Origin of the sequence: Paraburkholderia caffeinilytica (assembly GCF_003368325.1) — a bacterium.
In the GTDB taxonomy this organism is placed as follows: Bacteria; Pseudomonadota; Gammaproteobacteria; order Burkholderiales; family Burkholderiaceae; genus Paraburkholderia; species Paraburkholderia caffeinilytica.
Map to the genome: position 1 here is coordinate 1,344,461 of NZ_CP031466.1, position 12,023 is coordinate 1,356,483.

The 12,023-nt window shown below is 61.3% G+C and carries 12 protein-coding genes; 9 read left to right on the forward strand and 3 right to left on the reverse strand.

Translation table 11 applies throughout. The features are described from left to right. The first annotated feature begins 127 nt into the window (after nucleotides 1–127). From ahpF to DSC91_RS06080, 3 genes are all read left to right on the forward strand, one after another. A complete protein-coding gene (gene ahpF / locus DSC91_RS06070; RefSeq protein WP_115777289.1) occupies nucleotides 128–1,720 on the forward strand; it encodes an alkyl hydroperoxide reductase subunit F in 1,593 nt (530 codons plus the stop codon). 325 nt (nucleotides 1,721–2,045) lie between these two features. Then, the gene (locus tag DSC91_RS06075; protein ID WP_115777290.1) at nucleotides 2,046–2,318 is read left to right on the forward strand and encodes a hypothetical protein; all 273 of its coding nucleotides are present in this window, start codon (nucleotides 2,046–2,048) and stop codon (nucleotides 2,316–2,318) included. Nucleotides 2,319–2,645: 327 nt separating this feature from the next. After that, nucleotides 2,646–3,800: an alkane 1-monooxygenase gene (locus DSC91_RS06080; protein WP_115777291.1), complete on the forward strand. Its 1,155-nt coding sequence runs from the start codon at nucleotides 2,646–2,648 to the stop codon at nucleotides 3,798–3,800. 87 nt (nucleotides 3,801–3,887) lie between these two features. Here DSC91_RS06080 and DSC91_RS06085 read toward each other — a convergent pair whose 3' ends face one another. Next, the gene (locus DSC91_RS06085; protein WP_115777292.1) at nucleotides 3,888–4,301 is read right to left on the reverse strand and encodes a DoxX family protein; all 414 of its coding nucleotides are present in this window, start codon (nucleotides 4,299–4,301) and stop codon (nucleotides 3,888–3,890) included. A 95-nt stretch (nucleotides 4,302–4,396) separates the two neighbouring features. Continuing rightward, nucleotides 4,397–5,122, reverse strand: a complete 726-nt coding sequence (locus tag DSC91_RS06090) for a pirin family protein (RefSeq protein WP_115777293.1) — start codon at nucleotides 5,120–5,122, stop codon at nucleotides 4,397–4,399. 136 nt (nucleotides 5,123–5,258) lie between these two features. Here DSC91_RS06090 and DSC91_RS06095 point away from each other — a divergent pair, with 136 nt between their 5' ends. After that, nucleotides 5,259–6,140, forward strand: a complete 882-nt coding sequence (locus DSC91_RS06095; RefSeq protein WP_115779717.1) for a LysR family transcriptional regulator — start codon at nucleotides 5,259–5,261, stop codon at nucleotides 6,138–6,140. Nucleotides 6,141–6,583: 443 nt separating this feature from the next. Here the strand turns inward: DSC91_RS06095 and DSC91_RS06100 are convergent, their stop codons facing one another. Continuing rightward, the gene (locus tag DSC91_RS06100; protein WP_115777294.1) at nucleotides 6,584–7,600 is read right to left on the reverse strand and encodes a 1-aminocyclopropane-1-carboxylate deaminase; all 1,017 of its coding nucleotides are present in this window, start codon (nucleotides 7,598–7,600) and stop codon (nucleotides 6,584–6,586) included. 161 nt (nucleotides 7,601–7,761) lie between these two features. Between DSC91_RS06100 and DSC91_RS06105 the strand changes: the two genes are divergently transcribed. The 5 genes from DSC91_RS06105 (at nucleotide 7,762) to DSC91_RS06125 (ending at nucleotide 11,958) form a co-directional block, all read left to right on the forward strand. Continuing rightward, nucleotides 7,762–8,304 (forward strand): Lrp/AsnC family transcriptional regulator, encoded by a 543-nt coding sequence (locus tag DSC91_RS06105; RefSeq protein WP_175171840.1) that lies wholly within the window; start codon nucleotides 7,762–7,764, stop codon nucleotides 8,302–8,304. A 135-nt stretch (nucleotides 8,305–8,439) separates the two neighbouring features. Next, nucleotides 8,440–8,952 (forward strand): peptide-methionine (R)-S-oxide reductase MsrB, encoded by a 513-nt coding sequence (msrB, locus tag DSC91_RS06110; protein WP_115777295.1) that lies wholly within the window; start codon nucleotides 8,440–8,442, stop codon nucleotides 8,950–8,952. A gap of 19 nt (nucleotides 8,953–8,971) precedes the next feature. Beyond that, the gene (msrA, locus tag DSC91_RS06115) at nucleotides 8,972–9,715 is read left to right on the forward strand and encodes a peptide-methionine (S)-S-oxide reductase MsrA (protein ID WP_115777296.1); all 744 of its coding nucleotides are present in this window, start codon (nucleotides 8,972–8,974) and stop codon (nucleotides 9,713–9,715) included. Nucleotides 9,716–10,131: 416 nt separating this feature from the next. Then, nucleotides 10,132–11,028 carry a MipA/OmpV family protein gene (locus DSC91_RS06120; RefSeq protein WP_115777297.1) on the forward strand — a complete coding sequence of 299 codons (897 nt, stop codon included), beginning with the start codon at nucleotides 10,132–10,134 and terminating at the stop codon, nucleotides 11,026–11,028. Between the two features lie 111 nt (nucleotides 11,029–11,139). Beyond that, complete coding sequence (locus tag DSC91_RS06125) at nucleotides 11,140–11,958, forward strand: helix-turn-helix transcriptional regulator (RefSeq protein WP_115777298.1); 819 nt, start codon at nucleotides 11,140–11,142, stop codon at nucleotides 11,956–11,958. Nucleotides 11,959–12,023: the final 65 nt, after the last annotated feature.

A 12,023-nucleotide genomic window follows, 5' to 3' on the forward strand; every position in this document is an offset into this window, starting at 1 on the left:
GCCTCACGGCGCATCGCCGTGCGGACCGCTTGATACGGCGGTTCGCGCGTGCCCGGGCTGCGCGCCTCCCATCCGGATGCGCGCGGCGCCCGGGACCCAACACCCCTCGTCACGGAATCGAATAGCCATGCTGGACGCCAATCTCAAGACTCAGTTGAAATCCTACCTCGAAAAGGTTAGCAGGCCTATCGAGATCGTCGCGTCGCTCGACGACAGCGCGAAATCGCAAGAGCTGCTGGCATTGCTGAGCGATATCGCGACGTTGTCGGAACGCGTCAGCGTGATCGAACGTCGTGGCGACAGCGAGCGCAAGCCGTCGTTTTCGATCGGCGAGCCCGGCAAGGAAACGGGCATTCGTTTCGCCGGCATTCCGATGGGGCATGAATTCACGTCGCTCGTGCTTGCGCTTTTGCAGGTCGGCGGCCATCCGGTCAAACTCGACGATGCGGTGATCGAACAGATCCGCAGCCTCGACGGCGACTATCAGTTCGAAACGTATTTTTCGCTGTCATGCCAGAACTGCCCGGAAGTCGTCCAGGCACTGAACGTGATGGCGCTGATCAACCCGCGCATCCGCCACGTGGCAATCGACGGCGCGCTGTTCCAGAACGAAGTCGAAGCACGCCAGATCATGGCGGTACCGACCATGTTCATGAACGGCGAAGTGTTCGGCCAGGGCCGCAGCGGCGTGAAGGAAATCCTCGCCAAGCTCGACACCAACGCCGGTGCGCGCGCTGCCAAGGAACTGGAAAAGAAGCCGGTGTTCGATACGCTGATCGTCGGCGGTGGGCCTGCGGGCGCGGCTGCGGCGATTTACTCGGCACGCAAGGGTATTGCGACCGGTGTCGTGGCGGAACGCTTCGGCGGTCAGGTGCTCGATACGCTCGCGATCGAGAACTTCGTTTCCGTGACGGAAACCGAAGGACCGAAGTTCGCCACGGCGCTCGAACAGCACGTGAAGAGCTACGAAGTCGACATCATGGACGTGCAGCGCGCCGAGGCGCTGATCCCCGGCCGCATCAACGAAGTGCGTCTCGCGAACGGCGCGGTGCTGAAGGCGAAGACGATCATTCTGGCCACGGGCGCCCGCTGGCGCGAGATCAACGTGCCGGGCGAGCGCGAGTACCGTAACCACGGCGTGGCGTACTGCCCGCACTGCGATGGTCCGCTGTTCAAGGGCAAGCGTGTGGCGGTGATCGGCGGCGGCAACTCGGGCGTCGAGGCGGCGATCGACCTCGCGGGCATCGTGCGCGAAGTGACGCTGTTCGAATTCGGCGCGCAATTGCGTGCTGACGAAGTGCTGCAACGCAAGCTGCGCAGCCTCGCCAACGTGACGATCGTCACGCAGGCTCAGACCACGGAAATCACCGGCGACGGCAAGAAGGTCAACGGTCTGGTCTACAAGGACCTGCGTTCGGGTGAAACGAAAAGCATCGAACTCGAAGGCGTCTTCGTACAGATCGGTCTCGTGCCGAATACCGAATGGCTGAAGGGCACGGTCGAATTGTCGAAGCACGGCGAGATCGTCGTCGATGCCCGCGGCGCAACGTCGGTGCCGGGCGTGTTTGCCGCCGGCGACGTGACCACCGTCCCGTTCAAGCAGATCGTGATTGCGGTGGGCGAGGGCGCGAAGGCATCGCTCTCCGCGTTCGATCACCTGATCCGCAGCAGCGACGCGGATGAAGTGGTGAGCGAAGCTGAAACCGAAGCGACAGTTTGATCGCGTAGCGTGAGTGGTGGACGGCGGCCTGCGGGCCGCCGTTTTTGTTTGTAGTGAGACTAAAACCGCTTTTGAGCGGGCTTTGTTTTGGCTAAGCGAAGGCCGGACGGCGGTCTGTCAGGATAATCTGACCGCCGCCTTGGGGAGGAATTGCTTTTCTCAGGGGTCTTGAGTGTGTTTTGAGAAAAAGCTCACATTCCTATGCCATTTCGGACGAGCGCGCGCTGAAATTCCGAGCGACGAGATTTACGACGACGGTCGTGAGCAACGAGTTCTCGACCCAGTCCGGTATGAGTTGTCGAAGCACTTGCTGCGGGATTTGGCTATGACGATTGGTGAGCGCCCGATTGTCGTTGCCGACGAAAAGCAGCCGAACTTCATGACGCTGCAAAAAACGAATGCCGATGGCACCTCGTCGTTATACGCCGTGTTCTTTGAAGTGGAGAAGGATAGGGCAAGAAAGCAGCGTCTGATTCTGCGAGTTCAGTCTGCCTATCTTCTCGAGAAAGAACTGACGAAGCGTCAGCGGCAAGCGAAAAAGGTTGCGTTCAAAACTCTGCTGCGGGCAACTTATGAGGGGCGCAAGATTCGTCCCTAGCCGCGATGACGAGCCACAAAAACCAACGGCTGCCTTTCGGCAGCCGTCGCATGCGGGATTCTCTATTCACCTTGCGGCGAAATTTCCACTCCAGGTGGAACCCGGTGACCCGGGCGGCGCTACGTTTTTTACACCCGCTCGACGCCCACCCTGAATGCCGCACCCTCGGCCCCTTCGTTTGGAGCCTCCCATCTAGGTCGATTCCTTGGCGATCCCGCCCGTCAGGCCGTATAAATTGAGAGTCGGGCTCGGTCCAGCCGACCTGCGTACCGGCTCGCAAGCGCAAAGCTTGCCGATACCGGACGACATAAAACAAGGAGGGAGACAATGGCAACATCGCAAGCGGCCCCCGCCCGATGGGTCGACGGCAAGCGCTATCTGTGGCTGCTGGGCGCACTCACCATCACCTTGCCGTTGCACGCCGCGAATCTGGCGTTGCAGACCGGCTGGCCTATTTTCTGGTGGTTCGGGCCGATTTTCGTGTTTGGCATTATCCCGGTGCTCGACTATCTGATCGGTGACGATCCGAGCAATCCACCCGAGGAGGTCGTTCCCACGCTCGAGCGGGAGCGCTATTACCGCCGTGTGGTCTATCTGGCCACCTTCATCGAATACGTGTCGTTCCTCGGCGCGCTGTGGATCGTCGGCACGCACGCCCTGACGTGGTACGACTATCTTGGTTTTGCGCTCTCGCTGGGCGCGGCGACGGGCGTATCGATCAATACCGCGCACGAGCTCGGCCACAAGACGGATGGCTTCGAACGATGGCTCGCCAAGATCACACTGGCGCCGGTCGCCTATGGCCATTTCTTCGTCGAACACAATCGTGGACACCACGTGCGCGTCGCTACGCCGCCCGATCCCGCAAGCGCGCGCTACGGTGAATCGTTCTGGCGGTTTCTGCCGCGTACGGTTTTCGGCAGCATCGCATCGGCGTGGCGCCTCGAGAAGCATCGGCTCGAACGCCTCGGCAAATCGCCCTGGACATGGCGCAATGAGGTCCTGCACTCGTGGGCGATGACCGCCGTGCTGTGGGGCGCGGCGATCGCGCTGTTCGGCAAAACGGTGATTCCGTTTCTGCTGATTCAGGCGGCGTATGGGGCCTCGCTGCTCGAAGTGGTGAACTATCTGGAGCACTACGGGCTCGGCCGCAAGCAGCTCGCGAGCGGCCGTTACGAGCGCTGCCAGCCGCAGCACTCATGGAACAGCAATCGTATCGTGACGAATCTGTTTCTGTATCAGTTGCAGCGTCACGCCGATCATCATGCGAATCCGACACGCTCTTACCAGGCGTTGCGTCATTTCGACGGCGCGCCGCAGTTGCCCTCGGGTTACGCGACGATGATCATGCTCGCGTACGTGCCGCCGCTGTGGTTTCGCGTCATGAACCCGCGCGTGGTCGCGCATTATCAAGGCAATATGGCGCAGTCCAATATCCGGCCGGCAATTCGTGAGCGCGTGCTGGCGCAGTTTGCCGGCTAACGTGGACGGCTTCATGGAAAGAAAAAGCCGCCCGGACAATGCCGGGCGGCTTTTTTATCGGGCTTGTCGAACACCGGCGGCGCAAGCTCAACGCCGGTCGATTGAATACTTGCCGGCACCGGTCACGCACAACAGCAACAACGCGCCCATGATGCTGATGTTCTTGTAGAAGTGGATCATGTTGTCGTACTGCATCGCACCCGTCATGTTCCAGTAGTGATGGCCGATGAATGCCGTGCCCAGCGTATAGATCGCGAGCAGCAGTGCAAGCGGCCGCGTATAGAAGCCCACCAGCAGCGCAATGCCCACTACCAGCTCCATCACTACGGCGATGATCGCCGACAACTCAGGCGCCGGCGCGCCGGTCGACGTCATGTAAGCGACGGTGCCGGAAAAGCCCGTCAGCTTCAACCAGCCGAACATCACGAACAGCACCATCAGCAGGACGCGGGCGACGAGAATGACCGTGTCTTTCTGGTTTTCAAATAGCGTATAGCGCATGATTTTTCTCTTTAGGTAAGGAAGGGTGCGGCTCGCCGCAAAGTCCGCTGCGAGCCGCGCTCAAGCCGGCCAGGTCTATCGGCAGGATGAGCCGCTTAAGCCCACAACTCCGACACTTCGATGTTACGCAGATCGAACACCAACACTTCCGCGTCGTGACCTTGCGTGAAGGTCAAGGCTTCTTCGCCGCGGACTCGCGCGCCGTCGCCTTCGCCAAGTTCGACGCCGTTCACCTTGACGCTGCCGCGCGCCACGTGAATATAAGCATAGCGATTGCTGGCCAGTTCGAGGCGCGCGGTTTCATCACCGTCGAAGAGGCCGGCATAGACCCGCGCATCCTGTTGCACCACCAGCGAACCGTCTGCACCGTCCGGTGAGATCACGAGGCGCAGCACGCCGCGCTTCTGATCCACGCCAAAGTGGCGCTGCTGATAGCGCGGCGCGGTGCCTTTCTGCGCCGGTGCAATCCAGATCTGCATGAAGTGCACGGGCTCGCTCTTCGAATGGTTGTATTCGCTATGCGCGACGCCGGTTCCCGCGCTCATCAACTGGATGTCGCCAGGCACGATCACCGACCCGGTGCCCATCGTGTCCTTATGCTCCAGCGCGCCTTCCAGCACGTACGAAAAGATCTCCATGTCGCGGTGCGGGTGCTTGCCGAAACCTTGCGCCGGTGCGACACGGTCGTCGTTGATCACGAGCAGGTCGGAAAAGCCGTTCTGCTTCGGGTCGTGATAGTTCGCGAAGGAAAACGTATGACGCGAGCTAAGCCAGCCGTGCTCCGCGCGGCCGCGTTGATTGGCGTGTCTGATATCGAGCATCGTATTTCTCCTTGTTTCCGGTTGTGCGATCCGGCCAGATGTTTGGCCGCGATCCATGAACGACAGTGTAGGTCAATCAGAGTGGCTATAATTGAGTGAAAAAGTGAAACACTGTCTCCGTGGGGTGGACAATACGATGCAACTCGAGGATATGCGGATTTTCGTCGCCACGGTCGACGCCCATAACTTCACCGCCGCGGCAAAGCGGCTTGCGCTGTCGAAGCAGTTCGTCAGCCGGCGCGTCATGGCGCTGGAAGAGGTGCTTGGCGTGCAACTGCTGATCCGCAATACGCGCAAGCTGGCCGTGACCGAACTCGGTCAGGAGTTTTACGAGCGTGCGCGGCGCATTCTCGGCGAGGTGGAGGACGCCGAGCAGGCGATGTCGCTGCGCCGCGCCGGGCCGCGTGGTCTGTTGCGGGTCAGCGCGCCGATGTCGTTCGGGATGATGCATTTATCGCCGTTGGTGGCGAGCTTTCTGCGCGAGCATGGCGATGTGCGCTTCGATATGGAGTTGAGCGATCGCACCGTCGATGTGGTCGGTGAGGGCTTCGATATGGCGATCCGGATCGGCACGTTGCAGGATTCCACGTTGATCGCGCAGAAGCTCGTCGATGTCAGGATGGTGGTGTGTTGCAGTCCGGGGTATGCGCGGCGGCGTGGAGCGCCTCGTCATCCTGCAGATCTGGCGCGGCATTCATGCCTGCTGTATGGACATGGCGGGGCGGTGAGTTGGGAGTTCGTTGTTGATGGGGTTTCGAAGGGGTTTGAAGTGCATGGGCCGCTGCGGGCCAATAATGGGGAGCTGATTCGCGATGCGGCGGTGGCCGGGTTGGGGATTGTTCGGCTTCCTGATTTTATTGTTGCCGATGCGGTTGGGCGAGGGTTGCTTGTGACTGTGCTGGATGAGTTTTTGCCTACGGCGGCTACGGTTTATGCGGTGTATCCGCAGCATCGGCAGAGTTCTGTCACTATTCGGGTTTTTGTTGAGTTTTTGAAGGGGAGGTTGGGGGAGGGGTGATGGTTTTTTTTTTGCCTTCGGCGGGGCTTGTTGTTCGGGTTTCTGGGTTTGGTGCCTTTCCTTGATTCGTTAGTGGTCTATTAGCGTCGCCCCTGTGCGGGGCGGGCACCTACTTCTCTTTGCCGCCGCAAAGAGAAGTAGGCAAGAGAAAGCGGCTCAAACCGCTAATGCTAAGCGGGTCCCGTAGCGTGCAACGGGTAGTGGTGCATCTGGAATCTGTGTTCCTGCACCTGCATACGCTTGTGACAAGGGTGTCATACTTCCGGCGGCGCTCCGCGCGCCGAAGAGCGCTTCAAAAAACACCCGCTACGGTTCAATCCGTAGCTCCGTCAGTTCAGTTCAACGCTATTTCGTCGAGCAGCGGCGGACTTCGTCGCGGCACACTATTCTCCGCTGCCCGCTGCCCGCTGCCCGCTGCCCGTCGTTCGCGGGCCTGCGCTCGCTTAGCCGTTGCGGAAAATGAAGCTGTAGCCGTTCAGTGCCGGGACGCCGCCCAAGTGGGCGTACAGCACGCGTGAGCCTTCCGGGAATTCGCCGTTTCTTACCATGTCGATCATGCCGTGCATCGATTTGCCCACGTATACCGGGTCGGTCAGCACGCCCTCGAGTCGCGCGCATAGGCGGATCGCTTCCAATGTGCCTTCGTTCGGCAAGCCGTATTCGGGGCCGGCGTAGCGTTCGTCCAGTACGACGTCCTTGCTGGTGATGTCGCGTCCAAGGTCGACTTGTTCCGCAGTCTGCTTCGCGATTCGTATGATCTGCTCACGAGTCTGCGCCGGTTTCGCGGATGCATCGATGCCAATGACGCGCTCGGCGCGGCCGTCGGCGGCGAAACCCACGACCATGCCGGCCTGGGTGCTGCCCGTCACGGAACACACCACGATGTAGTCGAACTTGAAACCCAGTTCGGCTTCCTGCTGGCGCACCTCTTCGGCAAAGCCGACGAAACCGAGACCGCCCAGCGGATGGTCGGAGCAGCCGGCCGGGATCGCGTACGGCTTGCCGCCCGCGGCGCGCACGCTCTCCAGCGCATCCTCCCAACTCTTGCGAAAGCCGATGTCGAAGCCGTCGGCAACCAGCCGGACGTCAGCGCCCAGAATGCGCGACATCTGGATGTTGCCGACGCGGTCGTAGACGGCGTCCGAATAGTTGACCCAGTTCTCCTGCACCAGCACGCACTTCATTCCCAGATGCGCAGCGACCGCCGCCACCTGGCGGGTCTGGTTCGACTGGATCCCGCCAATCGACACCAGCGTGTCGCAACCCTGCGCCAACGCCTCGGGAATCAGATACTCAAGCTTGCGCGTCTTGTTGCCGCCGAAGGCAAAGCCGCTGTTGCAGTCCTCGCGCTTGGCGTACAGATGCACTTTGCCGCCCAGGTGGTCGCTCAAACGCTTCAGCGGTTGAATCGGCGTGGGCCCGAAAGTCAGCGGGTAGCGAGGGAATCGTTGCAGGTTCATGGCAGCTCCGAAATTGTAGGTTCGACGCGAGCAGCAAGTCGTCGCGCTAGAACAAATGGTAGGGAAAAGTGCTGGAAATGAGCTTGCAAATAAATTCTTCCCGGCATACTTTTGTAACTGAAAAAAAGAGAATGACCTAATAAAAATCTTAATCTGAATATATGAGCACAAGAAAAGTTCGTGGTGCATCGATCGCGCCGGCCACAGCCAGCGCCACATCTGAATCCGCGCAAGCCGATCCTCTTCACGCGCTCGATCGCATCGACCGGGCGATCCTGCGCCAACTACAAACCGACGCGTCGATCTCGAACGTCGCGCTCGCGGCCAAAGTCAAACTGAGTGCGCCGGCGTGTCTGCGGCGCGTCGAGCGGCTGAAGGAATCGGGACTGATCCGCGGCGTCGTCGCGTTGATCGACCCGAAGGCGGCCGGCGCGGGCATGCTGGTGATCATCGGCGTCGTGCTGGACCGGTCCACGCCGGAGTCGTTTGCCGAGTTCGAGAAGGCGGCGCAGAAGGTGGCGGGGTGCATGGAGTGCCACGTCGTGACAGGCGAGTTCGACTATTTCATGACGATCCGCACCCGCGATAGCGACAGCTTCAATCGTCTGCACGCGGAACAGTTGCTCTATTTGCCGGGCGTCCGGCAAATCCGCTCGTTTATGGTGCTCAAGGAAATCCTGTCGACCACGAAATTTCCGCTGTAGCCGCTGCCGTCACGCAAAAAGACGCGCATGCTGTCATAAATCCCCTTGCTGGACGACTAAGTGTCGGGACCACTCGAGGGCGGCGCGTTCAACGCCCGAACGGGTGAACGGTACGGACTCTCCGGGACGATCATCATGACTTGCAGCAGACGAACATTCTTCAGGTTAATCGGCGCGGCATCGCTCGCCGGCGGTACGGCGGCATGGCGCACGGCAGGGGCGGCGGAGTCGGGCGCAGCGGCGGCCTACGAGGTCATGCACAGCGACGCCGAATGGCACAAGCTGCTAACCGAGGCGCAGTACCGCGTGCTGCGCGAAGCGGGCACGGAGCGCCCATTCAGCAGCCCGTTGAACGACGAGCACCGCGTCGGCACGTTCGCGTGCGCCGGTTGCGCGCTGCCGCTGTTTTCGTCGAAGACGAAATTCGATAGCGGCACCGGCTGGCCGAGTTTCTGGCAGCCGCTGGATCATGCGGTCATCACGCATACCGACAAGTCGTTCGGCATGACGCGCGACGAAGTGTTGTGCCGGCGCTGCGGCAGCCATCTGGGGCACGTTTTCGACGACGGCCCCAAACCGACCGGCCTGCGCTATTGCATGAACGGTCTCGCGTTGACTTTCACGCCCGCCGCGCGCGGCACGAGTTGATCGAATCAGGACAGACATCATGAACATCGAGAAACGCATCATCGGCAAACCGGCCCGCTCGCGCGGGTCAGCCATCGCGCTTTCGGTCGGGCTCGGCGCGCTGGCGCTGCTGCTGGCGCAGCGCATGGCATTTTCGTCGGAAGCCGGGGTGGTGATTGCGCCGCCCGCCGTCGACGAACCGGTCTCCGCCACGACATCGCACGAAGAAACCGCCGTGTTCGCGGGTGGTTGCTTCTGGGGCGTGCAGGGCGTGTTCCAGCACGTGCGGGGCGTCACAAAGGCGGTATCGGGTTATTCGGGCGGCCAGCGCGACACGGCGCAGTACGAGACCGTCAGTGGCGGCGAGACCGGCCATGCGGAATCCGTGCAGGTCACGTTCGATCCCACCAAGGTCACCTATGGGCAGTTGTTGCAGGTCTACTTTTCGGTGATTCAGGACCCGACCGAGTTGAACCGCCAGGGGCCGGACAGCGGCACGCAATACCGCTCGGCGGTGTTTCCGCTGAATGACGCGCAGCGGCACGTCGCGCAAAGCTACATCGCGCAACTCGACAAGGCGCACGCCTTTCCGGCGCCGATCGTCACGAAGACGGAACCGTTCAAGGGCTTCTATCCGGCTGAGTCCTACCATCAGAACTACCTGACGTTGCATCCGAACTCCGCCTATATCGCCATCAACGACATGCCGAAGGTCGCCAACCTGAAGCGTCTGTTTCCGAATCTCTATCGCGACAAGCCTGTGCTGGTCGAAGCGGCGCAGTAAGGCGGCAAGTGCCGTACAGTAGGCTGCCTTCCCTGGCCGGTGCCGCATCGGGCGGCGCCGGTTTTTTTTGTGGTTGTATTCTGCCTGTCATCATCGCCACGGCACGCTTGTCGGTGTCCGTCGGTCTGTCCTCCCGTTGTTCCGATCAGAGTCGATTCCCCAGCGACCAGGCCCGCATTTTGCGCAGCTCCGTGCGTCGGCGAAGCGTTCACGCGCATCTCTTCGTACAATTGCCCAATTGACGGGGCGGCATCAGGAACAAAGGGTGCATTTTTTCCGGGCAATGCGTGTCGTCTGCTGAAAAATTTACATGCCGTGCGTAGCAAGGCGGCGGTTGCCCGGATGGTGTGCAATCCATTGCGGACCTCGGGCGCGAACATAAACCTCTTCGCGATACGCGAGAACGGAGGCTTCTGGTGTTGATCAGCCGTAGAAAGCGGATCGGCAGGATTCGCAAAAAACAAACAGGCATCGCGGCAACATCTCTGGTCGCCGTGACCCTCGGCGGCATCGGTATTCTGCCGGGTTCGGCCTTGGCCCAGACGCCTTCGCCATTGGGCGAATGGCAGTACTCCGTGGGCATTCCGCTGCAGAAGATGTGGCAGCCGGATATTCCGGAATGGCAGGTGCGCGTTGGCGCGGCGGCGTCGTTCCAGCCGCGCTACGAGGGCTCCGACCGGTATCACGTGATGGCCGGTCCAAGCATCGACGTGCGCTACAAGGACCTGTTCTACTTTTCGAGCGGCGAGGGCCTTGGGTTCAACTTCGCGCAGGGGCAGAACTGGCGCGCGAGTCTCGGGGCCGTCTACGATCTCGGGCGTCGCGGCCATGACGATCCGGAGGAGTTGAACGGCCTCGGCAACATCAATCAGGCGCCTGGCCTCAAGCTCTCCGGCGAGTATGTCGTGTCGAAGGATTTCCCGCTCGTGTTGCGCGCCGACGTCCGCCGCTATTTCGGCGGTTCGAACGGTTGGATCGGCGATCTCGGCGCCTATCTGCCGATGCCGGGCAGCACCCAGAAATTCTTCTGGTTCGCCGGACCGAACGTGACGCTTGCGGACTCCAACTACATGAACGCCTGGTACGGCGTGAATCAGAACCAGGCGGCGCACTCGCAATACTCGCAGTATCACGCGAGTGCGGGTTTCAAGTCGGTGGGCTTCGGCATTAGCGCCGTGTGGCTGTTCGACAAGCACTGGTTCGCCACTGCCGACGGCGCATTTGAAGAGCTGGTCGGCAGTGCGGGCAATAGTCCGATTACGCATAGCAGGGCCACCGGCGTGGCCGATATCTCCATCAACTATCGCTTCTGATGCAGCGGTTCGCTGATCGACCGCATGGACGCCGGCGCGCGATTCCGGCGCAATGCTCCCTTGTGCTACGCTTGCCGGACCCAACCTCATGTAGCGCGATTCGCCATCATCATGCGTTCCTGGCGCGTATCCACTCCGGCCCGCAGCGGGCACATCGACACGTCGCGTGTTACCGATCTTGTCATGTCGATCTCGCATGACAACCCGGATGCGCTTGCGGCAAGCATTCTGAGAACCGTTGGCGACACGCTGCCCGTGTCGCAGTGCACGATTTTCGCGTACGAATTCGACGCGAGGCCGCGCACCGTCTCCGCCGCCGACCATCGCGGCGGCCGCTTCCTCCGCGATGTCGCCAACCGCTACGCCGCGCACTTCCATGCCCTCGACGGCAATCGAGCCATCATCGGCCGCCCGCCGGCAACGCAGGCGCGCGAAGCGTTGGTGCTGCATCAGCAGCACAGTGAAGAAATCGAAAACGAAGCCTATCGCGCCGCCTGCTACGCGCAGCCCAACGTGTCCGACCGGCTTTCGTTGCTCCTGCAACCCATGGAAAGCGTCTGGCTGTCGATCAATCTGTATCGTGACAGCGCGTACGGCACGTTTCAGCCGGGCGAACTGCAGCACGTGGAAAGCGTGGCGCATCTGTTCGCCCACGCGGCAAAAAGCCACTACGCGCTCAATGGGCAGCATCAGCAAGGAACGGCAGCCGCGATGCTGGCACGCGTCAGGCGCGCGTGCCCGTCATTGACGCCGCGCGAGATCGACGTGCTGCGCGGCACGCTCGAAGGCGCAAGCGCCAGCGAGATCGCGGAGCAGATGGGCGTCAGGGCCACCAGCGTGATTACCTATCAGAAGCGCGCTTACGCGCGGCTGGGCATCTCGAGCCAGCGCCAGTTGTTCGCGTTGTGTCTGCTGCCTGAGCGGTCCTGAGCCGGCGCGCCGATGTTGCAGCTGTGGACTGAGCCGGCGCGCCGACGTTGCAGCCGTGGACTGAG